The following is a 24,547-nucleotide window of genomic DNA, read 5'->3' as shown; positions in this document are numbered from 1 at the left end:
CCCTGAACTTGGGCGTTGTCTGAACCAGAAATGGATGAGGACGCGAACGACCCAAGAATCCCACGCCCTTTAGGCGTGTGGAGTGTCAAAACCTTCTTGATCAGCTTCGGTGATGAGGACGGGCGCCTGTGCTGTGCAGGCGCCTTTGTTTCGTTCGGCGGGAAAGATGTCATATTTCAATATACTTGTTCAGAAAAAAGAGGGCAATCGTCCCCGGACCGGCGTGGGCGCCGATGGCGCTGCCGATGTCGGAGAGGAAAAAGCGCGTGCAGCCGTGCGTTTCCTCGATCATTCGCTTCAGTTCGAGCGCGGTTTCTTCATCATCCGCGTGGCTGATGCCGATCATTTGCTTTGGCAGATCGTCGCCGCGCTCGCCCATCAGTTCGACCATGCGTTTCAACACTTTTTTTCGCCCGCGCAGCTTCTCAAGCGGGACAAGGGCGCCATCTTCGACGTAGAGAAGCGGTTTGATGTTGAGCAGTCCGCCGAACGCTGCGGCGGCTTTGCTGATGCGTCCGCCGCGCGCGAGGTAGTCCAAGTTGTCGACGGTGAAAATGTGCTCCATATGGCGGCAATACGCTTCGATCGTTTCGCAAAGCAAGTTGTACGGTGTGTTTCGCTCCGCCAGCTCGACCGCTTTCATGACAGTGAGCCCTTGGCCGAGCGAGGCGCATTTTGAATCGATGATCGTCAGCTGGAAGTCTGGATATTCGTCGAGCAGTTCGCTGCGGACGGCCATCGCCGTTTGGTATGTACCGGATAATTTTGAGGAAAAGGCGATATACAAACATGGCCGATTTTCTTTGGCGTATGGCAAAAACAGCTCTTTCATCGCCATGGGGCTTGGCTGCGCGGTTCTGACGACATCTCCGCCGCGCATGGCGTCATACACTCGCTTCGGCTCGATCGTCACGCCGTCTTCGTAATCTTGGCCGTTCCAATGGACGACAAGCGGCAAAAAGGCGATGTGGTGCTCGCGGATGTACGATTGCGGCAAATCTGCTCCGCTGTCGGTGATGATTTGGATGGGCATATGGAAATCCCCCTTAGTGATGAATCACGATTCATATGTTTAGTGTAGCGTTTTTGACAGTAAAACACAATGGGAATGGCGGCCCTAGGGAAGAAAATGGCTGCGGAAAGCCCGCAGCCGTTATTGGGTGAGCTCATCAAGCTCGGCTTGAAATTGACGCAACTGCGCTTTTTCCGCCGTGTTGGAATGCGCGTACGCGGATGACAAGGCGTTTTTGGCGATGGCAATGGCGCGGTCAACGCTCATATCGGTCTCGCCGCTGGCGGCTTGTTTCGCCTGCGCGACTGCTTTGCGCGCTTCCTGGAAAAGACGATTGCCCATCGTTACGCTCCTCCAAGCGACGTTTCCACCGCTTTTTCTGCTTTGCGCGCTTCCGCTTCGGCGTAAGTCAAGTGATAAGGGATTCGCTTGTCATGCCGTTCGACCGCATCGACGCTTTGCTGGACGAAACGCTTCGATTTGTTCCGTTTGCCCATGACGGATTCCCCCTTTAAAAAATGAAGACGCGCGTTGCGTCATGTATAGTGTAACCGCGGACAGGGAACAGTAGTAAGGAAATTCGTTACAAACGGATCGTTCATCCATCCGTTTCGCTCGATGGGGAATCGCGTGGGCTGATGGCATCACAAGAGCGAGGTGTTATCCGTTCCGGGTCTTTCTGAACGGGAAGAAGGCTGCAGGCCTAGGATGTCTTGCAAATACAAGCCGATGCCATCTTCTTCATTGCTTTTTGTCACATCATCGGCCACGGTTTTCAACGGCTCGATGGCATTGCCCATCGCGACGCCAAGACCGGCCCATGCGATCATTTCCAGATCGTTGTCTTCATCGCCAAAGGCGATGACGCGTTCCCGCGGGATGCCGAAGCAGTCGGCAACTTGTTTGAGGCCGACAGCTTTATGGACGCCGTGGCGGATGATTTCAATGACATGCCACGGTTCGTTCCAGCGCCGGTGGTGCAGGACGTTGGCGTATACGTTTGACAAATGTGATTGAATGTGTTCGATATGATCGCTGTCGGTATATACGAGCACGCTTGTCGGGTCTTTGCCGAGCGAGCGGCGCAAATCGCCGATTTCAATCGTTGGATTGCCGAGGCGGACAATGTCAAGCAAGATGTCGTCATGTTCGTGAAAATACACGTCATCCATCACTTCCGCTAAAATGTTTTTGATTCGGTATGTTTCCCCAAGCTCGACAATGTCTTTGACGACCGCAAGCGGCAGCGGGGAATGGCGCACGCCCCACGACGGCTGGCGCGGGTGATGGACAAACGCGCCGTTGAAATTGATGATCGGCGTCGTAAGCCCAAGCTCTTCATAATACATGCGGCTCGCACGATACGGCCGACCGGTGGCGATGACGATGAAATGGCCGGCGTCGATGGCGCGGCGGATGACGTCTTTGGTGAACGGGGAAATCGTTTTATCCTCTTTGAGCAACGTTCCATCCAAATCCAGGGCGATTAAATACGGCTTCATGTTCGACTCCTTTGCCTTCGTTATTCTTCACACTACATAGTGTAACTCTTTTCCAAAATCGCTGTCTATATGATACACTATACAGCGATGGAAAAAGACAGAAGGGGTTTGAACTGCAATGGTCATCGTTGAAAAAGAACTATTGGCTGGCGTGCCGGTTCTTCACGTTGTCAAGCTGGAAAAGCGGGACGAACGGCTGCCGCTCATTTTCTTTATCCACGGCTTTACAAGCGCGAAAGAACATAATTTGCATTTCGGCTATTTGCTTGCGGAAGCGGGCTACCGCGCCGTGCTTCCCGACGCGCTGTTTCACGGCGAGCGGGGGCAGGGCTTAAGCGAACGGAAACTGCAGCTGTCATTTTGGGACATTGTCGTACGAACGATCACCGAAATCGACGAGATGAAAAGCGAACTGGTGAATCACGGGCTTGCCGATCCAAAACGGATCGGGCTCGCCGGGACGTCGATGGGCGGGATCATCACGTTCGGCGCGCTTGCCGTTTATCCGTGGGTGAAGGCGGCGGTGGCGCTCATGGGCTGTCCGAACTACAGCGCGTTTTTTGACGCGATGATGGATGGAGCGAAACGACGCCGCATCGACATCCCGATGCCGCCGACGCTGCTTGCGCTCGAAAAAGAAAAGCTCGCCCGCTACGATTTATCCAAGCAGCCGGAAAAGCTCGCCGGACGACCGCTGTTCATCTGGCACGGGAAAGCCGACCAAGTCGTCCCGTATGCTTATACATATGAGTTTTACGAGCAAATTAAACCACTTTATGAAGGAAACGAGGACCGGCTGCAATTCATCGCTGACCCGGACGCCGGCCATAAAGTGACGCGTGAAGCGTTTTTGGAGACGGTGCGCTGGTTTCGCGAGTATGTGTAAGCAACATCTACGACAGCGAACACATTGCCCGGGCAAGTTAGAGTGGGCCTTGCAAAATTGAAATCCGCCTTTTGAAACAAAGAAGGCGGATTTTTTACATGCGAAGCACGCTTTTCATTCAAATAAATATTTGAATATAGGGAGGGGATATGGTATTCTATATTCAAATAAACATTTGAATGTTGGCAAGGAGAGAGAGGAAATGCGTCGCAATGATGTCTGCGATGTTTACTGTTATGACGAAGAGAAGGTTGAACGGGTTCAGCGGCGGCTTCGTGATGAAAACATTGCCGCCATTGTGCCGTTTTTCAAGGCGCTTGCCGATGAAAACCGGGCGAAAATCGTGTATGCGCTTTGCGGCGAAAAGGAGCTGTGCGTCTGTGACCTAGCGAACGTGATCGGCGCGACGGTGGCAACGACATCGCATCATTTGCGCATTCTATACAAACAGGGAATCGTGAAATACCGGAAAGATGGAAAACTTGCCTTTTATTCGCTTGATGATGAACATATTCGCGAGTTGCTGCTTGTCGCGCTCGCCCACCAGAAAGAGGGGGATCGCCGTGCGGAATGAACAGGCGTTGGACCAACTACAAGCGAAAACGTACCGGGTGCAAGGACTGACGTGCACGAACTGTGCGGCCAAGTTTGAGAGAAACGTGAAAGCCTTGCCCGGCGTCAAAGAGGCGAAAGTCAATTTCGGCGCCGCCAAGCTTACCGTTTGGGGCGAAGCGACGATCGAACAGCTGGAGCAGGCGGGGGCGTTTGAACAGTTGACAATTCGTGAAGAACGCGAACGCCCGGCCAGGCGGGAGCCGTTTTGGAAGCGAAAAGAAAATCGAAATGTCTTCGCCTCTGTGGCGCTGCTTCTGTTTGGCGTTGCGGCGGATGCGGCGGACAGGGGGATGTTGGCGGTCGTGATGTATTTGGCGGCGATCGTGATCGGCGGCTATTCGCTGTTTTGGACAGGGCTGCGGAATTTGGTCCGCTGGCAGTTTGATATGAAGACGTTAATGACGATCGCCATTCTCGGTGCGGCGGCGATCGGTGAATGGCAGGAAGGGGCGGTTGTTGTCATTTTGTTCTCTGTTAGTGAAGCACTCGAGCGCTACTCGATGGAGAACGCGCGGCGGTCGATCGCTTCGTTGATGGAGATGGCCCCTGCTGAAGCGATCGTTCGGCGCGGCGCGGAGGAAATGACCGTTCCCGTTGAGGACGTTCGCGTCGGGGAGGTGATGATCGTCAAGCCGGGTGGAAAAATCGCCTTGGACGGAATCGTCATAAGCGGCGCCTCGACCGTGAATGAAGCGGCGATCACCGGCGAAAGTCTGCCGGTGGGAAAAACGGTGGGCGATCCAGTGTTTGCCGGAACGTTGAACGGAGAAGGTTTTCTCGAAGTTGAAGTGACAAAACGAGCGGATGAGACGACATTGGCGAAAATGATCGATCTCGTCGAAGAGGTGCAAGCCGAGCGGGCCCCATCGCAAGCGTTTGTCGACCGGTTCGCCCGTTATTATACGCCGTTTATTATCGTGGCGGCGCTGCTTGTCGCCATCGCGCCGCCGCTTATGATAGGAGGCGATTGGCTTGATTGGCTGTACCGCGGCTTGGCCGTGCTTGTCATCGGCTGTCCGTGCGCGCTCGTCATCTCCACCCCAGTGGCGATTGTCACGGCCATCGGAAACGCGGCCCGGCGGGGCGTGCTCATTAAAGGCGGTATTCATCTGGAACAAATCGGCCGGCTGCGCGCCGTAGCCTTTGATAAAACTGGGACGTTGACGAAAGGAGAGCCAGCTGTGACCGATATCGTCGTGTATGAAGGAAGCCGCGAACAACTGTTGACCATCGCCGCTGCCATCGAAAATCGGTCGCAGCACCCGCTCGCTTCGGCCATTGTCCGCAAAGCGGAAGAAGAGAGAGCGCCGTTTCTCGATGTGTCCGTCGATGGGTTTCAATCGCTCACCGGCCAAGGGGTGAAGGCGGTGATTGGGGGGGACACATACTATATCGGCAGCCCTGCCTTGTTCACTAGTTTGGTCGGCAAATTGCCGAATGAAGCGGAACAACAAATCACGGCCTTCCGCAAAGAAGGAAAAACGGTGATGGCCGTTGGCACCGCTGATCGGTTGTTGGGGCTTGTCGCCGCGGCCGATCAACTGCGGCCGTCCGCCCCGCACACGATCGCCGCGCTGCGGCGCCTTGGGGTGGCGGAAGTGGCGATGGTGACGGGCGACCACGAGCAAACCGCACAGGCCATCGGCCGTCAAGCGGGCGTATCCGATATTCGCGCCGGATTGCTTCCGGAAGAGAAATTGGCTGCGATTCGCGAGCTGAAACAACGTTGCGGTGTGACGGCCATGGTCGGCGACGGGGTGAATGACGCCCCTGCCTTGGCCGCAGCCGATGTCGGCGTGGCGATGGGCGGGGCGGGGACGGATACCGCCTTGGAAACGGCTGATGTCGTGCTCATGGCCGACGATTTGCGCCAGCTGCCGTACACGATTCGCCTTGGGCGCCGAACGCTTGCCGTCATCCGGCAAAACATCGCCTTCGCCTTAGGGCTCAAAGCGTTGGCGCTCGCCGCAGCCATCCCAGGCTGGCTCACCCTTTGGCTTGCGGTGTTCGCCGATATGGGCGCAACGCTGCTCGTGACACTCAACAGCATGCGCCTGTTGCGGGTGAAGGAATGAGAGGGGGCTTGCGGCAGCGTTTCGATGCATTGTCTAACTTAGTGTTTGTTTTCGTGTAAGAAATGATTGGAAAAGATAGATAGCCTTTGTCGATGAGAGATGGTATCATGAAGATGAAACATAGCGAATGGCTGAACTTGGGGATCGCCGTTGTTGGATGGAAACATCGTTTTTGTCTGTTCATGAAAAGCAATGGGGAAGAGGGGGCAGGGGGCGTCATGAAGGGCTCTCGAGAAGAAGAGATGCACGAAGCACAATGGGCAGAAGAGATTCAACGGATGGATGACCGGGTGTTTTCGTCGACCGAAGAGTTGGATCGGATCGCAGCGGGAGGGGCGATGAAGCGGGAAGGCCTCGATTGGCGAGGGTTTCCTCGGTGGATTCGGTGCTTCGGATACATCGCCTTGGCCTTCTTTGTCATCGTTCCTTTGATGGCATGGTTGTTGAATGTGTTGCTTGAATAGCAGATCAAACGCCAACCGGAGGCGGCCTCGGAGGAGTGGGGCAAGAAGGAAAGACACGGAATCATGTTCACTTCCGTGTCTTTTTCGTTTTGCGCTGTTTCATTCGTCCTCAATCCCCAACGCGTGCAAATAGTGGCGCAAGCTTTCTTCGACACATGCGGCGATCAGTTGAATGAATGGGAGTAACTTCTCCTTTTACGCTCGCTTCTTCCAGCGCCTCATAATATTGCGGACGTTGTTCTGGGCTTGCTTTCACAATGGCGGGCGGATAGCCGTGCTGCATTAAAATGAAATTCATCGTTAAGCGGGCGGTTCGTCCGTTTCCATAAGCTTTTCATTATACAAAAATAGGGGCCGGGGGAGTGTCTAGCGCCGCAGGACAGTGAAAAAAACCGCCCGCCTAACGCGGACGAACGGCTAAAAAGGGGGGAAGAGTGGATCGTTTCAAGCAAAATAGCCAAGCTGCCGAAGCGCTTCTTCGCTCATCCGCTCCGGCGTCCATGGCGGGTTCCATGTCACTTGGACGCGCACGTCGCGGATGCCGGCGATTTGTTCGAGCGCCCGTTTGACGCCGCCGGCGATTGAGTCGTGAAGCGGGCAGCCAGGGGTCGTGAGCGTCATCAGGACATCGATATGGCCATTCTCAATTTTCAAGTCATAAATCAAACCTAAATCGACGACGTTAATGCCAAGCTCCGGGTCAATGACCGTTTTCAGTTGTTGCATGGCGAGTTCGCGGACATCCATCGTAGTTTCCTCCTCATTGGCTTATTTTCGGAAAACCGCTAACATCGTTCCGGCAAAGGCGACGCTTAGTCCAGCCAGCAATACTTGAGCGACGGCCAACAGCGGCACGCTCGCGGTCGCAAGCGCAACGGCCGCGAGCGCGAGGGCGGCAAGCCATAGGCGGCATTGGACGGCGACGGCTCGCTCGTTCATCATTTGCTTTAACGTCGGTACGTGTTGTTGGCCGACTTTTTCGCTGTAGCGATGCGTCCACCATAAAAATGGCACGATTTTGAACAAATAGCCGATGATGCTAAACCCGATCCAGCCGACCGCCGAAAGGTAGATGATAATGCCAATCCACCGTCCGCTGCCAATCATGATGGCGGCAAGGGCAGCCGCGTGCAGCGCAAGGCCGATGGCCACCGCCGTGACGGAAAATTGGAACGGACGGTCCAGCGCTTTTTTCATCCGCTTTTGCAAAATGGTGCGGATATGCCAGGCGAAAACGGTGAATCCGCTCGTGAGCAAGGCCGTCCCCACCATAAGCCACACCTGCCCTGGCAGGAACAAGTGAAGCAAAGACACGGCGATGCCGCTGGTGTACAGCGCATACACGCAGCGCGCCGGCCGCAGCGAAAAGCCGTGGGCGAGCGAAAACATCGGCGCCATTTTGTACGAAAAGCCGATGATGAGCAGCGTAAACCAGCCGCACAGCCCAAACAATACGTGCAGAACGAATGCCGTTTCATGGCTGTCAGCGCCTGTGGCGGCGAAAAAGTGAAACGCCAAGAGCCCCCCGGCGGCTGCCGTCAGCAGCAAAAACAACAGCGACGTAGCGACAAAGAGCGTCATCACGTTTTTCGTTTCTTGTTTTCTTAACGTCATCGCCATTTGCCAGACAAATAGGACGATGCCAAGCAAAAGCAACAAACCGGGCAGAAAAGCCCTAGTCGGCGCCGCCGCCAAGCTGATCGCGAACGCAACGATGCCAATGGCTGTCACGGCAAACTGCCAAAAGCCAAGCCGCACGCTCCAAATCGGCGTCAAAAAGGCGACGGGAACGAGCTGGTACATCGCCCCCATGGCGGTCATCAACGCGAAGCCAAGCAAGCCGAGGTGAGCCGCCGCCCAGACGAGCGGCAGCCGGAACGCGCCGCTGGCCAGTGACGGAATGACGGTCAGAAGCAACACTTGCGACGCAACAAACGACAAAACAGCAAACGTGATAAACGAAAACGGCAGCCGGACGTCTGTTTCCGTCCCCGTGCGAGTGGGAAACACGTTGCTCATCCTTTCGTAATGCGGATTTCAAAGCTGCCGTCTTCGCGTGCGACGGTTTCGTGCCGGTAGCCGAGCTCATCAAGCTGTTCATATAAAAACATCGGGCGGCGGTCGTTGATGATCGTCAACGTTTCACCCGGATTGAGCTTGGCGAGGGCGGCCAGCGTCCGCATCATCGGCTGCGGCGGCTCGAGCCCGCGGTTGTCGAGGATCATTCGTCTCCCCCCTGTTTCGTGAACGTCACTTTCCAATGTTTTTTCTTGATTTGTTCGGCCTTGTACGTAAACCCTTTCGCTTTCATAATCGGAAACAGCGGCAGCGGCTTGAACGGAGCGTGCAAAATGAACGTATCGCCCGGTTTTAGCGGCTTAATGGCGTTCATAATTTTTTCAAACGGTTCGCGCTTCTTCTGCAAATCTTCGCGCACATCGAGTTCAATTGTCACACCCATGTGCTTTCCCCCCTTTTGGCTGCTATGATAATCATTTTCAGCAATGTGTGTTGTGATCTAAATCACAATCTTGCAACTGAAAAAGGATATTTCCGTTGCGCCTCAAAACGGATGGTTTTCCTCGTTCAAAAGGCGGGTGGAAATCCTTTGTGCAGGGAAACAATGGATCGAAACGTCCTATCAGAACGGGGGAAATCCCCTGATTTCCAGAAGCTCATGCCTCCGGTGTAAACCGATTGCGCAAGAACGATTCGAAGGCTGGTGAACAACGGGCGCCGCGCGCCAATCGGCAGCGTTTCATCCGAACGGTGCGGCAACGTTTCTCGAATAAAAAAAGTTGGAATCGGCCGCTTTTTTCTAGAAAAAGATTTCTTTTTCCAGCCCTTCCTGATCGATTAAGTAAAAGCCGTGTTCATCGACATCAATCAGCCCTTTTCGTTTCAGCTGGCTCAACGTGCGGCTCACCGTTTCGCGGGCGGTGCCGATCATGTTGGCCAGCTCGCGGTTCGTCACATGGGCGGTGAGGCGATGCCATTTTCCTTGCTTGACAGCGTTCGTCCGCGTCAGGCGCAGCAAGAGAAGAACGATTTGCTCGTACGTATTATGAAGCACTTGCGCCTCAAGCCGGTTTTGCAAGTCGACGATTTTTTCGCCCATGACGCGAAACAGTTTCATGCATAGCTCGGGGCTTGCCATCAACACTTGTTCAAAATCATGGATCGGGATCGCGATCAATGTCGCTTCCTCGACCACTTCGGCGTGGGCCGGGTATGTTCCTTTTAAGAAAAAGCCAGCGTGCGGAAACATTTCTCCCGTCTGCAAAATCGAAACGATTTGTTCTTTCCCGCTTACATCGGTTTTATAAATTTTGACCGTGCCGGAATGAATGAAATAGACGCGCTCGAGCGGGTCGCCTTGCATAAAGACGAACGTCCGCGGCTTGTAGACGCGCACGTGGGAAATGGCGACAAGCGACTCGAGTTCATAATCGGACAGTTCGCGAAACAACGGAACGGTTTTTAAGCGATCTTTCATCCAATGGTTCGCCATGGGGTTCTCTCCTTATAAAAATGTGACAAAATGATAACAATGGCCAAGCGGGGCCTCGATCGGTTCTCTTTTTGAAAACTTGCGTCGTTCAGCACATTCTGCTTTCATTGTATAAATTCTTACACCGAAAAGCTGTGATATAAATCATAGTCGACATTTGCCCCGGCTCACAAACGGGTTGCGGTTTGACGCGCTACAATGGGAGCGAACAAACGAGAAGGAGGTTGTCTCATATGGAAGTTCATCGATCCGTTCGCCCCAACGTCCGGCCGGGGCGGCAAACGACAAACAGTTTTCTTAAATCGATTCTCATTTTCACCATTTTGATCAGCTTTACCGTCCTGCTTGTCGGCGGGTATTGGATCTTTAAAGAAATGGCGCCAAGACCGAAGGAAGTGCGCAGTGAAGACGGCCGAGTGCTGATGACGAAAGAAACGATCATCGGCGGGCAGGCCGTTTTCCAAAAATACGGGCTGATGGACTACGGCACGGTGCTTGGCCACGGGTCGTATATGGGGCCGGACTATACGGCGGAAGCGCTAAAAGTGTATACGGAAGGCATGCAAGATTACAAAGCGAAAGAGCGGTATCACAAACCATTTTCTGATTTAACAGCCGATGAGAAAACAATCATCCGCGAACAAGTCATCAAAGAAATGCGGCAAAACCGCTACAATCCGATAACCGATGTGCTTGTGTTGACGGACGCCCAAGTGTACGGGCTCGAGAAAGTGCGCAACTACTACCGCGACGTGTTCACAAATGGCGACGGCTGGGGCTTGAAAAAAGGGTTGATTCAAGAAGCCGATATGCCGAAAACGGGCCGCGCTTGGGTGGCGGATGGCGACCAAATCAAACAAATTGCCGACTTTTTCTTCTGGACGGCTTGGCTGTCCAGCACGCCAAGGCTTGGGGATAACATCACGTACACGAACAACTGGCCGTACTATGAAGATGCCGGCAATACGATGTCGTTCTCCGCTGTCTGGTGGAGCGGTGCGAGCGTGACGATTTTGATTTTGTTCATCGGGATCATTTTGTACGTGTTCCACCGCTATCAATTAAGCATGCAAGAAGCGTATGCGGAAGGGAAGTTTCCGGTCATCGATTTGCGGCGGCAGCCGCTTACTCCGTCGCAAGTGAAAGCGGGCAAATATTTCGTCGTCGTCGCCGCGCTGTTTTTCGTCCAGGCGATGTTCGGGGCGCTGCTCGCCCACTACTATACGGAACCGGACAGTTTCTTTGGCATTAAATGGATTCATGATTTGCTGCCGTTTAACATCGCCAAAGGGTATCATTTGCAGCTGGCGATTTTCTGGATTGCAACTGCATGGCTTGGCATGGGGATTTTCATCGCCCCGCTTGTCGGCGGGCAGGAACCGAAAAAGCAAGGGCTGCTTGTGGATCTGCTCTTTTGGGCGCTTGTCGTCCTTGTCGGCGGCAGCATGATCGGCCAATGGCTCGGTGTGAACGGCTATTTAGGAAACGAATGGTTCCTCTTTGGCCACCAAGGTTGGGAATACATTGAGCTGGGCCGCGTTTGGCAAATCATTTTAGTCGTGGGCATGCTCCTTTGGCTGTTTATCGTCTTCCGCGGCGTCAAGCGCGGTCTGAAACAAGAAAGCGACAAAGGCGGGCTCATTCACTTGCTGTTTTATTCGGCCATCGCCGTTCCGTTCTTTTACATCTTCGCTTTCTTTATCGAGCCGGATACGAACTTTACGATGGCGGATTTTTGGCGCTGGTGGATCATCCACTTATGGGTGGAAGGCATTTTCGAAGTGTTTGCTGTTGTCGTCATTGGGTTTTTGCTCGTCCAGCTGCGGCTTGTGACGAAAACATCGACGGTTCGAGCGCTGTACTTCCAATTTACGATTTTGTTGGGCAGCGGCGTGATCGGCATCGGCCACCACTATTACTACAACGGTTCGCCAGAAATTTGGATCGCCCTCGGCGCCGTGTTCTCGGCGCTCGAAGTCATTCCGCTCACGCTGCTCATTTTGGAAGCGTACGAGCAATACAAAATGATGCGAGACGGCGGGGTCAACTTCCCGTACAAAGCAACGTTCTGGTTCTTAATTTCGACAGCGATTTGGAACTTGGTCGGCGCCGGCGTGCTCGGTTTCCTCATCAACTTGCCGGCTGTCAGCTACTTTGAACACGGGCAGTTTTTAACACCGACCCACGGCCACGCGGCGATGATGGGCGTGTACGGCATGTTTGCCATTGCCGTGCTCCTTTACTCGCTTCGCAACATCGTCAAACCGGAAGCATGGAACGACAAATGGCTGAAATTCTCATGCTGGATGCTAAACATTGGGCTCGCAGGCATGGTTGCCATCACGCTCCTTCCGGTCGGGGTGTTGCAAATCAAAGAGGCGTTTGCGCACGGCTATTGGGCATCGCGTTCGCCTTCGTTCCTCAAGCAAGACATCGTGCAAAACTTGCTGCTTGTCCGCTTCATTCCAGATACGATCTTTTTAATCGGCGTCGCCGCGCTGCTTGCTTTTGCCATCAAAGCGATCTTCCATTTGCGCAAACCGACGCATGGGGAAGGGGAAGAGCTGCCGGTGGCGAATTTGGCGGAGGAAGAATAACAAAACGCACAGCGGGATTCCGCTGTGCCTTTCATTTGTGAACGTTTTCAATTACTTGTGGCATTTGTCTGGCTTGGCGTGTTCGTTTTCCTTTTGCTTGTCATGGCATGGAAAGCAGTACAACGTTTCTGTCTCTCGGCTGACGACGCCGTTTAAAAACCCATGCAGACAATGGATCGGCTTGCCGCATTGCGCGCAAAAGCCAACAAGCTCTTCCAACCGCCATTTCTCCTTTCATGGGGATTGAACATGTTCACCTTCGGGCTGTGACGCTCGTCACTACCCCCCAAGGTTCAAGCGGTTATGATAAAGTATATAATTCATTATACTACAAAGGAGGCCAATGTTATGAACCAATTTGCCGCAAAAATCCACGCTCCCGACTATCCACCGCGCGACCGCCATCCGGCGATTTTCCAGCTGTTTGACCGCTTAAAGCCGGGGGAAGTGATGGAGCTTGTCAATGACCATGACCCACGTCCACTGCACTACCAATTCATGATGGAGCGTCCAGATCAGTTTACATGGGAATACCTTGAGGAAGGGCCGGACGTATGGCGGGTGGCGATCGGAAAAAAATAAATAGCGTCCATCGGGATTTCCGTCTGCAGGCGGAAATCTTTTTTTTCGCCGGTTCATATGGTACGGTAGGAACAGATGATGTCCGGAAAGGGGAATCGCCATGAAACCAACCATTGCCGGAGCGGTGCTCGCCGGCGGCCAGTCGCGCCGGTTCGGGCGGCCGAAGGCGTTCGCCGAGCATCGCGGTGCTCCGTTTTTCACTTGGTCCATTGCGGCGCTGCGCCCGCTTGTCGATGAGCTGTACATCATTAGCCATCCGGCGCTTGTCGATGAATTCCGCCGGCAAACGGACATCCCGGTGCTGCTCGATGTGGAGCGCTACCGCGGCTGTGGGCCCCTTGCCGGCCTTTACACGGCCCTGGAACATAGCCGAGCGGACTGGATGTTCGTCTTGCCGTGCGACATGCCGTACATGCGGCAGGAAGTGGTGGAGCGGCTTGCTTTCTATATCGATCCGACGTTTGACGCCATCGTCCCGCTCCATGGCGGACGCCCCGAGCCGTTGGTCGCCTTATACCACCGGCGGCTTAGCTCTATGATCGCCGAGCTGCTCGATGCCGGCGAACGGCGGATGGCGGCGCTCCTTGACCGCGCACGCGTCCGCTATGTTGATGCCAAACAGCTTGCCGCGGATGAAGACGTATGGCGCAATGTCAATACTGAGGAAGAGTATCGATACGGGCGGGAATTTTGGCCAAAGCAGACGTAGCATACATCTTTTGCCGGTCAGAAGAGCCGTCCTTGACCACGGAATTGTTCTTTTTCCCGGCTCTTCACCACAAAATGCACTTGATACAGAAAGACGCTTATGATACGCAAGTTAAAAATGATTTCGCCTGTACGATAACGTTTCTATTATCAATGAAAGGTCAAGTACATCTTTTGGTGATGACCTTGAATTTCATGAAACGGCAACAGCGCGAAAAAAAGAACAGCACGGCCCGCGATTCTTTTGTATTATCGAGTCGTCGGTTGATTTTTGTCCATTTCCTTCGCCAAATCCGCGACTTCGACAACGGTCAGCCCCGTTCGTTTCGCGACCTCGTGAATGGGCAGGATGTCGAGCAAGTTTTTCGCGATTTCGGTGGCTTTCTGTTTTTCGGCTTGTTTGATCGCTTTCTCTTTTTCCTGTTCTAGATCTTCTACGAGTAAACGAAAGGCTTTATTCATTTTCATTCACTCCTCGCTTTTGCTTATTATATCGCCTGTTCAGACGGCTGTCATCTTCGTTCATGGCACGATCACCATCTGTTGCGGCTTCGCTGTTGATGTGATGGAGATCACATAACGCGCTTGGCCATTGCGATACAATGGAGGCCGAGGAGGGAACATGATGCGTGATTTCAAGGAAAACCCGTTTATCGTCATTTGGGAGTTGACGCGGGCGTGCCAACTCAAGTGCCTTCATTGCCGCGCCGAAGCGCAGTACCACCGTGACCCGCGCGAGTTGACGTTTGAGGAAGGGAAAAAACTGATCGATGAGATTTACGAGATGGAGCAGCCCATGCTTGTTTTTACGGGCGGCGATCCGCTCATGCGCCCGGATGTGTACGATTTGGCGAAGTACGCGGTTGACAAAGGATTGCGCGTATCGATGACGCCGAGCGCGACGCCGAATGTGACGAAAGAGGCGATCCGCAAGGCGAAAGAGGTCGGCCTGTCGCGCTGGGCGTTCAGCCTTGACGGGCCGAACGCCGAGATTCACGACCATTTCCGCGGCACGAACGGCTCGTTTGATTTGACGATCCGAGCGATTCACTACTTGCATGAACTCGACATTCCCGTGCAGATCAACACCGTCATTTCCCGGTACAACGTTCATGTGCTTGATGAAATGGTGGCATTGGTGGAGAAACTGAAATGCGTCCTTTGGAGCGTCTTTTTCCTTGTGCCGACCGGAAGGGGGAAAGAGGAGGACATGATTTCCCCGGTTGAGCATGAGCGGGTGTTCCGCTGGCTGTATGAAACGAGCAAGCGCGTTTCATTTGATATTAAAACGACCGCGGGCCAGCATTACCGCCGCGTCGTGCTGCAGGCAAAAATGCGCGAAGGAAAAACGGCAAAAGGCGGCATCCGCTACGAAGACGTGTTGAACAAAGGGCTGACCGGGCAAGTTGACGGGCTCGGACGCGCGCCGAAAGGAGTAAACGACGGCAACGGCTTCGTCTTCATTTCCCATATCGGCGACGTTTATCCGAGCGGGCTGTTGCCGGTGAAAGCCGGGAACGTTCGGGAGACGCCGCTCGCTGACATTTACCGGTACTCGCCGATTTTCCAAGACTTGCGCAATCCGGACAAATACAAAGGAAAATGCGGCGTTTGTGAGTTCCGTCATGTATGCGGCGGCTCGCGCTCGCGGGCGTACGCCGTGACGGGGGACTATTTGGAAAGCGAGCCGTACTGCGTTTACATTCCGAAAGCGTGGCGGACAAAAGAGCGAAGCCAATGCTAGGCCAAGGGTGGACGTTTTTGGCGCAAACGTCGGATTTTCTTCCAGCGGTGTCAGGGCGTTTGCGGTGGACAGTGGAGGATGGGGCGCGCGCAACAACCGTGTTTTCTGTTCGCGAAATCGTTTTTGCGGCGATTCAACATGACGGTTTTCCTTAGACGCAAGGGAAAGGGGTGGGCGCCTTCCCCGTTTTCATCGGTTGGTGCGAAAGATCATTCATGGTCCAAATCGACAATAAATGTTTCCGGCCCGGTTGGCGCCGCGCTTCCCCCTTTTGGTTCGAGGCTCGCTTTAATTTGCTTGAACTGCTTGACATCTTCGCCGGTGATCAACACGCGCGCCGCACCGTGGCGGATTGTCAACAGTTCCCCTTTGACTTCGTTGTTGGTGTAAATGATCCACAATTGATAATCGCGGGTCGCAAACGGCGGCAGCCCTTCAATTTCCATCAGCATTTCCTTCGTATCATCGTTGAGCCAAATCGTGCCGTCCATCTGTTGGAAGAGCGCCGATGGTTCAATCGGAATTTGTTTCGTTTCTGGATTGTGGATGATCTGCTCGATCGGAATGTCGTGATTTTGTTCAATAATCTGGTATCGATATGCCTCGCTCGGTCGGTCATGCGAAGCATCTCGCCCACCGTCCGAAACGGAAAGGCGCAAGGCGAAAAGGGAGACGGCCAAAGCCGCGCTGATCAGCCCTCCAGCAATGCGGAGACCGCGCCGCATCCGCTTTGTTTGTTTTTGCGCTTCTGCTTGGGCCCAAATTCGCTCTTGATGGGAAAGGGGAGGCGCTTCATATTGGGCTTCCGCCTTCAGCCCGATGCTTTTCCACGCTTCAAGCAAGCGTTGGCATTCACGGCACTGCTTTAGATGGTTGGACACGTCTTCTTTTTCTTGCTCCGGCAGCACGCCTAACAGCCAGTCCACGATTTTCATTTCCGGAATATGGCTATGCTTCATGCTGTTTTTCACCTCGGCCAGCCTCCATCCAGCGGAACAGTTCTTTTTGTTTCCGCAAATTGCGCAAGCCGTAGCGGATGAGCGATTTGACGGAGCCTAACGGTTTGTTCATCGCGGCGGCGATTTCCCGATGTGTTTCCCCATGAAAATAAAAGTGAATGATGGCTTGCCGCTGCTCCTCGGGGAGATGGGTTAACGCATCGATGATGACTTGTTGTTCCAGTTGGCGGAGAAAATAGAATTCCGCCCCCTTTTCTTTTAAAGCCGCTTCTTCAAGGCGGCTCGCCAACAGATCCCGTTTCTTGCGCAGGCGGTCGAGCGACCGGCTTTTCGTTTTCACGGCAAGAAAGGCTTGAACGCTTCCCCGCTTCGGATCGAATTGATGGGGCTTTTGCAAGATTTCGAGAAACACATCGTGGCTGACATCTTCCGCCTCCGCCTCGTCGCCGACGATCCGAAGAGCGATATGATAGACCATCGGAGCGTATTTTTCGTAAAAACGGTCAAAGGCGGCGCGGGAACCTTCGGCGATCTCCGCAAGCAGTTCCGCGTCTTCCCGTCGATCTTCCATCTTGCCCCACCTCCCGGCTCGACTGGTGATCGGATGTAAGCTCCTACTGTCCATTCTATAATTTTTTTTCCACAAAACAAATCCATTGAGCGATTTTGGGCGTATACGAAATGAAACTAGAGGGAAGGAGTGAATGTCGTGCGAAACAAGAGCTTGATGATGTTCGCTATGATCTTGACGCTCTTTTCGCTTCTTCTTCCGATCCGCCCGGTAGCGGCGGCAAGCGGTGTTGTGCTCTTCACGCCGTACACCGGGCTTTCCGTGACGCCGGGGGAAACGATCGACTATACGGTCAATGTCATCAACAATGGTTCCAACATTGAAAACGTCACCTTCTCGTTTGACCACCTGCCGAAAGGATGGTCGACTTCGATTACCGCTGAGGGGAGAACGATTGAGCAGCTGTCCGTCCGAGGCAGGAAAGAAGAAGAGGTCACGTTGGAAGTGACCGTGCCGTTGGATGTTGACAAAGGGGATTACCGCTTTTGGCTCGTCGCGAAAGGGGAGAGCGGCGTCTCCAAATTGCCGCTGCTTGTCCGCGTGACGGAACAAGGATCGTTTAAAACTGAACTGACGTCGGAACAAACGAACCTCGAGGGGCACGCGGATTCGAGCTTCACGTATGATGTCACGCTGAAAAACCGAACCGCCAAGACGCAAAATTACGCGTTAAGTTCGGCGGCGGAAAAAGGTTGGCAAGTGACGTTCAAATCGGAAGGCAATTCCGTTACGTCGGTGAAACTCGAGCCGAATGAGTCGAGAGACATTACCGTCGAGGTCAAACCGCCGGAAAATGTGAAAGCGGGCACGTACAAAATCCCGATCAAAGCGCAAACGAGCGATACGTCGGCTGAGCTGGCGTTAGAAGCGGTCATTACGGGCACGTATGCGCTCAAGCTGACGACGCCGTCAGGAAACTTAAGCACCGATGTGACGGCGGGGAATGAACGGGTGATCGATCTTGTCATCAAAAACACCGGAAGCGCTCCGCTCTTGGACATCAATATGACGGCCGATGCGCCGCCTGATTGGGATGTGGAATTCGATCAAAGCACGATCGCTCAGCTGAACCCGGGCGATTCCAAAACCGTCAAGGCGAAAGTGAAAGCGTCAGATGAAGCGATTGCCGGGGATTACGTCGTCAACTTCCAGGCGCAAACGGCGGAAACGTCGTCTGAAGCGGCGTTTCGTGTGTCGGTCAAAACGTCGACCGTTTGGGGCGTGGTGGCGGTGTTGATCATTCTCGGGGTGGCCGGAGGGCTGTACTATTTGATCAAAACATACGGGAGGAGGTAAGCATGGCAGCACCCGCCGTCATCGAGCTTGACAATTTGTGCAAAACGTATGGCGACCATCGGGCGGTTGACCATTTGTCGCTTTCCATTCAAAAAGGGGAAATTTTTGGGCTTCTCGGCCCGAACGGGGCCGGAAAGACGACGACGATTTTGATGATGCTCGGGCTCACCGAGCCGACGTCCGGCACGGTGAGGGTATGCGGGATCGATCCGGTGCGAAATCCGATTGACGTCAAACGGAAAGTCGGGTATTTGCCGGATGATGTCGGATTTTATCATCATATGACAGGGATGGAAAATTTGCTGTATACGGCAGCGTTAAATGGCATTCCCCGCGCCGAGGCGGAAAAGAGGGCGTGGGAGCTGCTCGAGAAGGTGGACTTGACTGATGCGGCTCATAAGAAAGCGGGAAAATATTCGCGTGGAATGCGGCAGCGGCTCGGTTTGGCCGATGTGTTGATGAAGCGCCCGGAAGTGATCATTTTGGATGAGCCGACGTTGGGCATCGACCCGGAGGGGGTGCGTGAGCTGCTCCGGCTGATCCGCGATTTGAGCCGCCATGAAGGCATCACCGTTCTATTGTCCTCGCACCAATTGCACCATGTGCAGCAAATTTGCGACCGGGTCGGCTTGTTTGTCGGCGGCCGATTGTTGGCCGAAGGGAATATGGAACGTCTGGCGCAGCAGCTGTTTTTGCAGGATGCCTATGTCATCCATGTGGTCGCTTCACCGCTTGACGCTTCCTTACGGTTTAAAATTGAGGCGATTCCGGGTGTCAACAAAGTGGAGCAAATCGAAAATGGATGGGATGTGTATTGCCAAACGGATGTGAGCGCCGACATCAGCAAAACGATCGTCGAATCAGGTGCTTCCTTGTTTCATCTGAGCCGCCGCAATTTCGGCCTCGATGAGATTTATCACCGCTATTTTGAAGGGAGGGATGTACGTGAAGGCCAGTAAGGAGGGGCGATGGGCAAACGGTGTTTTTTCATATGTGAAAGGATGGAGCGAACGACTGAAAGCGGGTGCGCATGATGAGAAGAAACGGACAAGAGAGGCAAACAGCGCCTTTTCGGCCATTGTCAAAAAAGAGCTGGCCGATTATTTGACGAGCTGGCGCATGATCATTTTGATCGCTCTCATCTTGCTCACTTGCTTCGGGTCGCTGTATACGGCGATGACGACGATTCGCGACGCGTTGGATTCCTCGGAAGAAGCGAAAGAAATCGCGAAAGGCGCCTACTTGTTTCTCAAATTGTTCACCGTCTCGGACGGAACGCTTCCTTCGTTTCTAACGTTTGTCAGTTTTCTCGGGCCGCTTCTTGGCATCGCCCTCGGATTTGACGCCATCAATTCGGAGCGGAATCGGGGGACGTTAAGCCGGCTCATGGCCCAGCCGATTCCTCGCGATTATGTGATCAACGGCAAGTTTGTCGCTGCGCTGTTGTTAAATGCCGCTTTGTTTCTTTCGCTCGGCCTGCTTGTGACGGCGTTGGGCATTTTGGTTTTAGGGATTCCGCCTACTTTCGAAGAGTTTGCCCGCATTGTCTGCTTTTTGTTGTTATGCCTTGTGTATATCGCCTTTTGGCTGAATCTCGGCATTTTGTTTTCCGTCGTCTTCCGCCAAGCGGCGACATCTGCGTTGTCATCGATGGCCGTTTGGCTGTTTTTCAATCTATTCTACTCGATGATCGTGGAAGTGTTTGCGAAATCGTTTTTGCAGTCTGACGCCATTACGTCCGTCGAACAGGCCGTCGGGCGTCAAGAGTTGGTGCTCGGTCTCATGAGATTGTCGCCGGGCTACTTGTTCAATGAATCGACGACCGCTTTGCTTTCGCCGGACGTCCGGACGCTAGGGATCGTCACTGTGGAACAAACGGCCGGCGCTGTCGCGGCCCCCTTGCCCCTTTCGCAAAGTTTATTGCTCATTTGGCCGCAAGCGACCGCGCTCATTGCCGCCACCCTCGTCTGCTTTGCGATCGCCTATCTGTTGTTTATGAGGCAGGAGATACGGGCGCATGGGTAATGGAACCGCAATGGCCAACGGATTTCAAAGGCGGTCCTTCTTGCGGCCGCTTTGTTTTTATGCAGTCGAACACTTTGGTTCCCCCTTTCTCTGCAGGGGAAGGGGCCTGCGGTAAAACAAGGATGATAGTTTGGCTGCGCTGTTGGAAGCAAAATTTACCTGCATCGCGGTAATGGCAGAAAGTCTGCGCCAATGGCTGCACAATTCAGCTTTTTTGACGATTATGTGAAAACCGTTGATTTTGTGATCAACATCACAAATTTTTTTTTGTCATCTCCCGTATGATGGCATTACCAACCGTTCAACGGTAAGCCGATCTACGGGAGGGGTTTATGGTGAACAAACAGAAGGCGCTGCTGCCGATTACGACGCTGGCGATGATGTTTTCGTTCGCGGTGTGGGCCGTGTTTTCGCCGTTGGCCAGCACGTTTCAACAAATGTACGGGCTGACATCGACGCAAAAAAGCATTTTAGTCGCCATTCCGGTGTTGCTCGGTTCGGTCATGCGCTTGCCGCTCGGCATTTGGACGGATCGGATCGGGGGGCGCAGGCTGTTTTCGCTGCTGCTCTTGTTTCTTGTCATTCCGCTTGTTGGCGCTGGGTTTGCGGATTCGTATGCGATGCTTCTGTTTTGGGCGTTTTTCATCGGCATAGCGGGAACGTCGTTCGCCATTTCCGTGACGTTCGTGTCGCGTTTAACCCCGCCGGAAAAGCAAGGGACAGCGCTTGGGATCAACGCGATGGGGAACTTCGGCACGGCGGTCGCAACGTTTTCCGTTCCGTCGATTGCTGCGGCGTTTGGGGTGCCGTGGGTGTTTTGGGGGATGATCATCCCGGTTGTCATCATGCTCGTTCTCGTTTGGTTTTTCACACCGGATATGCCGAAGCCGAAGCACCAAAAAACGGTGCGCGAATCGCTGGCGGTATTGAAATATAAACATACATGGACGCTGTCGCTCTTTTACTTCGTCACGTTTGGAGCGTTTGTCGCTTTCGGCATTTACTTGCCATCGCTGCTCGTTGACTTGTATGGGTTAACCCCTGTGGATGCGGGGATGCGCGCGGCGGGCTTTACGGTTCTCGCCACGCTCGCGCGGCCAGTCGGCGGCTACCTTGGCGATAAAATGGGCGCCGAACGGGTGTTGACGATCGTCTATGCGGGAATGACGGTTGGGGCGATTGCGATCGCGTTCGGAATGGGGAACATTTGGGTGATGACAGCGGCTTGTTTGTTTGTTGCCGTGATGTCCGGGCTGGGCAACGGCGCGGTCTTCAAGCTCGTGCCGCAGCTGTTCCCTGCGGAAACGGGCGCCGTCACCGGACTTGTTGGCGCTTGGGGAGGACTCGGCGGCTTTTTCCCGCCGATTGTCATGGGGATCATCAAAGATGCGACAGGTTCGTATGTGCTCGGTTTTCTGCTTCTTAGCTTGTTTACCCTTATCTGCTTCTTGTTGAATCGGCTCGTATTTGGCAAAAAAGCGGGCGAACCGGCGAAACGGTACGCGCCGTAAAATCCGATGCCAGATCCAAAGAGGTCAAAAGCGTACGCTTTTGGCCTCTTTTTGGTTTGCGGAGGTGCAAGCCCAACGAAAGAATGGAAAATGGCGATCCGCAAAGAGGAAGGTCGTTTTCCGTTAGTGAATAGGGCTACATTCGTTACGGTTGCTACATTGCGAATATTTATTGCTCATTATTTCACAAAACCTTTAAACATGGCCGCTCCTTGGTGATACAAATCACTAGGAGAAAGGCAGAAAGGGCGTACGCTGAAGGTGTAAATCAAATCACCTGAAGGGGGAGAAAACGGTGAAACGAAATGTGTCTACGTTGTTGTCAGTTGCGTTGGCTGCGTCGCTTTTGGCAGCATGCAGCAACAACGGAGGAGGAGAGGCGCAGGCAGAAAACAAAAATGGGACGTCAGCGCAACAGTCTGCCGCGGACGTGTTAGCGGCGCACAAAGGAGTGAACCAAGCGCCAGTACCGTTAAAATTAGAACGGATCGGTCCGCATGACGTCCGCGTCGAAATGACGGCGCAAATTACTGACATTGAAATCGACAAAGGAAAAACGTATAAGGCATGGACATTCAACGGCCAAGCGCCTGGACCGCTCGTCGTCGTCAATGAAGGGGATACGATCCACTTTACGTTGAAAAACATGGACCCCGTCATCCCGCACAGCATGGATTTCCATGCCGTCCATGCCGCACCATCAAAAGATTTTATCGATGTGATGCCGGGAAAATCGGGAACGTTTACGTACCCAGCGAATAATCCTGGCGTATTCATGTACCATTGCGGCACAAAGCCGGTCTTGCAACATATCGCCAACGGCATGCACGGCGTGATCATCGTCAAGCCGAAAAACGGCTACCCAACCGATCAAGAAGTCGACCGCGAATATGTGCTGATCCAAAACGAGTGGTACAAATATAACGATATGAACGATTTCCAAAACGGCGTGCCAAGCTACGTCGTCTTCTCGACAAAGGCGCTCAAACCTGGCGATCCGAATACGAACGGCGATACGTTTACGCTGAAAGAAAAACCGCTGCTTGCGAAAGTCGGTGAGAAAATCCGCTTGTATGTCAACAACGTCGGTCCGAACGAAGTGAGCTCGTTCCACGTTGTCGGGACGGTGTTGGATGATGTATACCTTGACGGCAACCCGAACAATCATCTGAAAGGGATGCAAACGGTGATGCTTCCGGCAAGCGGCGGTGCGGTCGTCGAATTTAACGTCACCAAACCGGGAACATATCCGATCGTCACTCACCAGTTCAATGACGCACAAAAAGGAGCCGTCGCCATACTGAAAGTGACTGAAACCGGCGAAGACGACGGCACGGAAGCGAGCGGGCATTGACCGCATCCCGTTTTCCCAAAACGGGATTGATGCCGCCCAAAGCCTTATGATTCTTAATTATATCGCGGCGAAAAGAAAAAGAAGTGATTCACATCACATTTAAAAGAAAAAGAGAGCGTCCGGCAGGCCTCGAACAACGACTGATCGGGCGCTCTTCCAATCAGCGCGCCAAAATGGCTTGGTCGTTGCTTTGGCCATGGGAAACGATCGGGTAGACGTTCTCTTCCTTTAGCCATGGCGCTCCGCTCACTCAATGCAACAAATATCCGCCGGACAGTCTTCACACTGGATTTCCGTTTTCAAATAGTTCAAGTCGCGGACGGTAATTCTGCCCCGCTTCATCGAGATGATCCCTTCCTGCTTCAAGGCGTTGAGCATCCGATTGACGCTTTCGCGCGTCGTGCCGCAAAAATTGGCTAAATCTTGATTTTTCAACGCGACGTCGATGAAGATGCTTCCGTCCTCAAGCGGGACGCCATAACTGTTGCAAAGGCGAATGAGCGTCGAATAGAGTGCGCCTTTTTTGCCGTTCATGATGAGATCCCGAAACTTCGTCTGCGTCCGCCGGGCATGCTTGCTCATCCAGCGCATATATTCAAGAGCAAGAGTTGGATTGACGAGCAGCTGCTCCTCCAATTCATTCTTATCCATGACCGCTGCTTCGCCGGGTTCCATCACTTTGGCGGTCAATAAGTAGCGCGGGTCGCTCGTAAACAGCGTCAATTCACCGACGATTTCCCCGCTTCCGCAAATGCGGAAGCACATTTCTTTTCCGTCCGGGCAAATTTTGCTGACTTGCACTTTGCCGGAAAGGATCAAGTAAAGCTCATTGGCTGGCATCCCTTCTTGGAACAAAAACGAGTGCTTGCGCAGCGGAATCACTTTTTTGGATGATTGCAGCAAAGCGCGCAAATGGGAAAAATCACGATTCGACGCTTTACGGATTTGTCCTTCCATGATGGACACCTCCATTTGTTTAGCTATTTCTATTTTAAAAACATCACAGTGGAAACAGAGTGAAAAAAATCACCATTGGCCGATTTTTGTGCACATGGTCACAAATTTTTCTAAGCCGGATTTCCCCGCTTATATGATACAATCAATGTGAACAGTGTCACAGCAAGCAATTGAACAG

26 protein-coding genes and 2 pseudogenes are annotated in these 24,547 nt (G+C 53.4%); 13 read left to right on the top strand and 15 right to left on the bottom strand.

Going from position 1 to position 24,547, the window contains the following annotated elements; translation table 11 throughout:
- Nucleotides 1–169 precede the first annotated feature (169 nt).
- The 4 genes from LG52_RS11965 to LG52_RS11955 all read right to left on the bottom strand — a co-directional run bounded on the left by LG52_RS11965 (nucleotide 170) and on the right by LG52_RS11955 (nucleotide 2,514).
- A complete protein-coding gene (locus LG52_RS11965; protein ID WP_044732113.1) occupies nucleotides 170–1,033 on the bottom strand; it encodes a DegV family protein in 864 nt (287 codons plus the stop codon).
- 120 nt (nucleotides 1,034–1,153) lie between these two features.
- On the bottom strand, nucleotides 1,154–1,354 hold the full coding sequence (locus tag LG52_RS11960; protein WP_044732112.1) for a DUF3813 domain-containing protein: 201 nt from the start codon (nucleotides 1,352–1,354) through the stop codon (nucleotides 1,154–1,156).
- Nucleotides 1,355–1,356: 2 nt separating this feature from the next.
- Entirely contained in the window at nucleotides 1,357–1,509 is a 153-nt protein-coding gene (locus LG52_RS20285) for a hypothetical protein (RefSeq protein ID WP_015374103.1), read from the bottom strand.
- A 147-nt stretch (nucleotides 1,510–1,656) separates the two neighbouring features.
- Entirely contained in the window at nucleotides 1,657–2,514 is an 858-nt protein-coding gene (locus tag LG52_RS11955) for a Cof-type HAD-IIB family hydrolase (protein ID WP_044732111.1), read from the bottom strand.
- Between the two features lie 118 nt (nucleotides 2,515–2,632).
- Here LG52_RS11955 and LG52_RS11950 point away from each other — a divergent pair, with 118 nt between their 5' ends.
- The 4 genes from LG52_RS11950 (at nucleotide 2,633) to LG52_RS11935 (ending at nucleotide 6,554) form a co-directional block, all read left to right on the top strand.
- Complete coding sequence (locus LG52_RS11950) at nucleotides 2,633–3,400, top strand: alpha/beta fold hydrolase (protein ID WP_044732110.1); 768 nt, start codon at nucleotides 2,633–2,635, stop codon at nucleotides 3,398–3,400.
- Between the two features lie 202 nt (nucleotides 3,401–3,602).
- Nucleotides 3,603–3,974 carry an ArsR/SmtB family transcription factor gene (locus LG52_RS11945; RefSeq protein WP_044732109.1) on the top strand — a complete coding sequence of 124 codons (372 nt, stop codon included), beginning with the start codon at nucleotides 3,603–3,605 and terminating at the stop codon, nucleotides 3,972–3,974.
- Nucleotides 3,964–6,090 carry a heavy metal translocating P-type ATPase gene (locus LG52_RS11940; protein WP_044732108.1) on the top strand — a complete coding sequence of 709 codons (2,127 nt, stop codon included), beginning with the start codon at nucleotides 3,964–3,966 and terminating at the stop codon, nucleotides 6,088–6,090. The genes LG52_RS11945 and LG52_RS11940 overlap by 11 nt, the downstream gene beginning before the upstream one ends.
- 107 nt (nucleotides 6,091–6,197) lie before the next feature.
- The gene (locus LG52_RS11935; RefSeq protein WP_231578538.1) at nucleotides 6,198–6,554 is read left to right on the top strand and encodes a hypothetical protein; all 357 of its coding nucleotides are present in this window, start codon (nucleotides 6,198–6,200) and stop codon (nucleotides 6,552–6,554) included.
- 99 nt (nucleotides 6,555–6,653) lie between these two features.
- Here the strand turns inward: LG52_RS11935 and LG52_RS20915 are convergent.
- The 6 genes and pseudogenes from LG52_RS20915 to LG52_RS11910 form a co-directional block, all read right to left on the bottom strand.
- A pseudogene (locus tag LG52_RS20915) lies at nucleotides 6,654–6,885 on the bottom strand (Fic family protein); the annotation flags it as partial.
- Between the two features lie 113 nt (nucleotides 6,886–6,998).
- Complete coding sequence (locus LG52_RS11930) at nucleotides 6,999–7,301, bottom strand: metal-sulfur cluster assembly factor (protein ID WP_044732107.1); 303 nt, start codon at nucleotides 7,299–7,301, stop codon at nucleotides 6,999–7,001.
- A 21-nt stretch (nucleotides 7,302–7,322) separates the two neighbouring features.
- Nucleotides 7,323–8,573: a membrane protein gene (locus LG52_RS11925; protein WP_044732106.1), complete on the bottom strand. Its 1,251-nt coding sequence runs from the start codon at nucleotides 8,571–8,573 to the stop codon at nucleotides 7,323–7,325.
- Entirely contained in the window at nucleotides 8,570–8,779 is a 210-nt protein-coding gene (locus LG52_RS11920; RefSeq protein ID WP_013146125.1) for a DUF2249 domain-containing protein, read from the bottom strand. The genes LG52_RS11925 and LG52_RS11920 overlap by 4 nt, the downstream gene beginning before the upstream one ends.
- Nucleotides 8,776–9,015: a DUF2249 domain-containing protein gene (locus LG52_RS11915; RefSeq protein WP_044732105.1), complete on the bottom strand. Its 240-nt coding sequence runs from the start codon at nucleotides 9,013–9,015 to the stop codon at nucleotides 8,776–8,778. The genes LG52_RS11920 and LG52_RS11915 overlap by 4 nt, the downstream gene beginning before the upstream one ends.
- A 357-nt stretch (nucleotides 9,016–9,372) precedes the next feature.
- Nucleotides 9,373–10,065 (bottom strand): Crp/Fnr family transcriptional regulator, encoded by a 693-nt coding sequence (locus LG52_RS11910; RefSeq protein ID WP_044732104.1) that lies wholly within the window; start codon nucleotides 10,063–10,065, stop codon nucleotides 9,373–9,375.
- A 233-nt stretch (nucleotides 10,066–10,298) separates the two neighbouring features.
- On the opposite strand from LG52_RS11910, the gene LG52_RS11905 reads away from it, so the two are divergent.
- Complete coding sequence (locus tag LG52_RS11905; RefSeq protein WP_044732103.1) at nucleotides 10,299–12,662, top strand: nitric-oxide reductase large subunit; 2,364 nt, start codon at nucleotides 10,299–10,301, stop codon at nucleotides 12,660–12,662.
- 51 nt (nucleotides 12,663–12,713) lie between these two features.
- On the opposite strand, the gene LG52_RS20280 is transcribed toward LG52_RS11905, so the two are convergent.
- Nucleotides 12,714–12,881: a hypothetical protein gene (locus tag LG52_RS20280; protein ID WP_167367365.1), complete on the bottom strand. Its 168-nt coding sequence runs from the start codon at nucleotides 12,879–12,881 to the stop codon at nucleotides 12,714–12,716.
- A 129-nt stretch (nucleotides 12,882–13,010) separates the two neighbouring features.
- Between LG52_RS20280 and LG52_RS11900 the strand changes: the two genes are divergently transcribed.
- The gene (locus LG52_RS11900) at nucleotides 13,011–13,244 is read left to right on the top strand and encodes a DUF2249 domain-containing protein (protein ID WP_044732102.1); all 234 of its coding nucleotides are present in this window, start codon (nucleotides 13,011–13,013) and stop codon (nucleotides 13,242–13,244) included.
- A 100-nt stretch (nucleotides 13,245–13,344) separates the two neighbouring features.
- Nucleotides 13,345–13,953 carry a molybdenum cofactor guanylyltransferase gene (locus LG52_RS11895; protein WP_044732101.1) on the top strand — a complete coding sequence of 203 codons (609 nt, stop codon included), beginning with the start codon at nucleotides 13,345–13,347 and terminating at the stop codon, nucleotides 13,951–13,953.
- 248 nt (nucleotides 13,954–14,201) lie between these two features.
- Here the strand turns inward: LG52_RS11895 and LG52_RS11890 are convergent.
- Nucleotides 14,202–14,420: pseudogene (locus tag LG52_RS11890) on the bottom strand (transcriptional regulator); the annotation flags it as partial.
- 157 nt (nucleotides 14,421–14,577) lie between these two features.
- Here LG52_RS11890 and LG52_RS11885 point away from each other — a divergent pair.
- Nucleotides 14,578–15,696 (top strand): TIGR04053 family radical SAM/SPASM domain-containing protein, encoded by a 1,119-nt coding sequence (locus LG52_RS11885; RefSeq protein WP_044732099.1) that lies wholly within the window; start codon nucleotides 14,578–14,580, stop codon nucleotides 15,694–15,696.
- A 209-nt stretch (nucleotides 15,697–15,905) separates the two neighbouring features.
- Here the strand turns inward: LG52_RS11885 and LG52_RS11880 are convergent, their stop codons facing one another.
- Both LG52_RS11880 and LG52_RS11875 read right to left on the bottom strand, forming a co-directional pair.
- A complete protein-coding gene (locus tag LG52_RS11880) occupies nucleotides 15,906–16,667 on the bottom strand; it encodes an anti-sigma factor (RefSeq protein WP_044732098.1) in 762 nt (253 codons plus the stop codon).
- Complete coding sequence (locus LG52_RS11875) at nucleotides 16,645–17,226, bottom strand: sigma-70 family RNA polymerase sigma factor (RefSeq protein ID WP_044732097.1); 582 nt, start codon at nucleotides 17,224–17,226, stop codon at nucleotides 16,645–16,647. Before LG52_RS11875 ends, LG52_RS11880 begins: the two co-directional genes overlap by 23 nt.
- A gap of 156 nt (nucleotides 17,227–17,382) precedes the next feature.
- Here LG52_RS11875 and LG52_RS11870 point away from each other — a divergent pair, with 156 nt between their 5' ends.
- The 5 genes from LG52_RS11870 (at nucleotide 17,383) to LG52_RS11850 (ending at nucleotide 23,412) form a co-directional block, all read left to right on the top strand.
- Complete coding sequence (locus tag LG52_RS11870; protein WP_407059887.1) at nucleotides 17,383–18,522, top strand: NEW3 domain-containing protein; 1,140 nt, start codon at nucleotides 17,383–17,385, stop codon at nucleotides 18,520–18,522.
- 2 nt (nucleotides 18,523–18,524) lie between these two features.
- Complete coding sequence (locus LG52_RS11865) at nucleotides 18,525–19,481, top strand: ABC transporter ATP-binding protein (protein WP_044732095.1); 957 nt, start codon at nucleotides 18,525–18,527, stop codon at nucleotides 19,479–19,481.
- Nucleotides 19,468–20,547 carry an ABC transporter permease gene (locus tag LG52_RS11860; RefSeq protein ID WP_044732094.1) on the top strand — a complete coding sequence of 360 codons (1,080 nt, stop codon included), beginning with the start codon at nucleotides 19,468–19,470 and terminating at the stop codon, nucleotides 20,545–20,547. The genes LG52_RS11865 and LG52_RS11860 overlap by 14 nt, the downstream gene beginning before the upstream one ends.
- A gap of 335 nt (nucleotides 20,548–20,882) precedes the next feature.
- Complete coding sequence (locus tag LG52_RS11855) at nucleotides 20,883–22,058, top strand: MFS transporter (RefSeq protein WP_082055744.1); 1,176 nt, start codon at nucleotides 20,883–20,885, stop codon at nucleotides 22,056–22,058.
- A 295-nt stretch (nucleotides 22,059–22,353) separates the two neighbouring features.
- Nucleotides 22,354–23,412 carry a multicopper oxidase domain-containing protein gene (locus LG52_RS11850; protein ID WP_044732092.1) on the top strand — a complete coding sequence of 353 codons (1,059 nt, stop codon included), beginning with the start codon at nucleotides 22,354–22,356 and terminating at the stop codon, nucleotides 23,410–23,412.
- 246 nt (nucleotides 23,413–23,658) lie between these two features.
- Here the strand turns inward: LG52_RS11850 and LG52_RS11845 are convergent, their stop codons facing one another.
- The gene (locus LG52_RS11845; protein WP_044732091.1) at nucleotides 23,659–24,384 is read right to left on the bottom strand and encodes a Crp/Fnr family transcriptional regulator; all 726 of its coding nucleotides are present in this window, start codon (nucleotides 24,382–24,384) and stop codon (nucleotides 23,659–23,661) included.
- Nucleotides 24,385–24,547: the final 163 nt, after the last annotated feature.

The organism is Geobacillus kaustophilus (assembly GCF_000948285.1).
Taxonomy (GTDB): Bacteria; Bacillota; Bacilli; order Bacillales; family Anoxybacillaceae; genus Geobacillus; species Geobacillus thermoleovorans_A.
Note: the sequence above shows the minus strand (reverse complement) of the source record. Positions and strands in the feature narration are given on the sequence as shown.

Excerpts from the sequence above, each read along its gene's own strand:
- LG52_RS11935 (WP_231578538.1), top strand. The coding sequence starts at position 6,198 with ATGAAGATGAAACATAGCGAATGGCTGAACTTGGGGATCGCCGTTGTT.
- LG52_RS11925 (WP_044732106.1), bottom strand. The coding sequence starts at position 8,573 with ATGAGCAACGTGTTTCCCACTCGCACGGGGACGGAAACAGACGTCCGG.
- LG52_RS11950 (WP_044732110.1), top strand. The coding sequence starts at position 2,633 with ATGGTCATCGTTGAAAAAGAACTATTGGCTGGCGTGCCGGTTCTTCAC.
- LG52_RS11960 (WP_044732112.1), bottom strand. The coding sequence starts at position 1,354 with ATGGGCAATCGTCTTTTCCAGGAAGCGCGCAAAGCAGTCGCGCAGGCG.
- LG52_RS11900 (WP_044732102.1), top strand. The coding sequence starts at position 13,011 with ATGAACCAATTTGCCGCAAAAATCCACGCTCCCGACTATCCACCGCGC.
- LG52_RS11845 (WP_044732091.1), bottom strand. The coding sequence starts at position 24,384 with ATGGAGGTGTCCATCATGGAAGGACAAATCCGTAAAGCGTCGAATCGT.
- LG52_RS11905 (WP_044732103.1), top strand. The coding sequence starts at position 10,299 with ATGGAAGTTCATCGATCCGTTCGCCCCAACGTCCGGCCGGGGCGGCAA.
- LG52_RS11885 (WP_044732099.1), top strand. The coding sequence starts at position 14,578 with ATGCGTGATTTCAAGGAAAACCCGTTTATCGTCATTTGGGAGTTGACG.
- LG52_RS11945 (WP_044732109.1), top strand. The coding sequence starts at position 3,603 with ATGCGTCGCAATGATGTCTGCGATGTTTACTGTTATGACGAAGAGAAG.
- LG52_RS11965 (WP_044732113.1), bottom strand. The coding sequence starts at position 1,033 with ATGCCCATCCAAATCATCACCGACAGCGGAGCAGATTTGCCGCAATCG.
- LG52_RS11865 (WP_044732095.1), top strand. The coding sequence starts at position 18,525 with ATGGCAGCACCCGCCGTCATCGAGCTTGACAATTTGTGCAAAACGTAT.
- LG52_RS11895 (WP_044732101.1), top strand. The coding sequence starts at position 13,345 with ATGAAACCAACCATTGCCGGAGCGGTGCTCGCCGGCGGCCAGTCGCGC.
- LG52_RS11870 (WP_407059887.1), top strand. The coding sequence starts at position 17,383 with ATGATGTTCGCTATGATCTTGACGCTCTTTTCGCTTCTTCTTCCGATC.
- LG52_RS11910 (WP_044732104.1), bottom strand. The coding sequence starts at position 10,065 with ATGGCGAACCATTGGATGAAAGATCGCTTAAAAACCGTTCCGTTGTTT.
- LG52_RS11875 (WP_044732097.1), bottom strand. The coding sequence starts at position 17,226 with ATGGAAGATCGACGGGAAGACGCGGAACTGCTTGCGGAGATCGCCGAA.
- LG52_RS11930 (WP_044732107.1), bottom strand. The coding sequence starts at position 7,301 with ATGGATGTCCGCGAACTCGCCATGCAACAACTGAAAACGGTCATTGAC.
- LG52_RS11955 (WP_044732111.1), bottom strand. The coding sequence starts at position 2,514 with ATGAAGCCGTATTTAATCGCCCTGGATTTGGATGGAACGTTGCTCAAA.
- LG52_RS20285 (WP_015374103.1), bottom strand. The coding sequence starts at position 1,509 with ATGGGCAAACGGAACAAATCGAAGCGTTTCGTCCAGCAAAGCGTCGAT.
- LG52_RS11915 (WP_044732105.1), bottom strand. The coding sequence starts at position 9,015 with ATGGGTGTGACAATTGAACTCGATGTGCGCGAAGATTTGCAGAAGAAG.
- LG52_RS11920 (WP_013146125.1), bottom strand. The coding sequence starts at position 8,779 with ATGATCCTCGACAACCGCGGGCTCGAGCCGCCGCAGCCGATGATGCGG.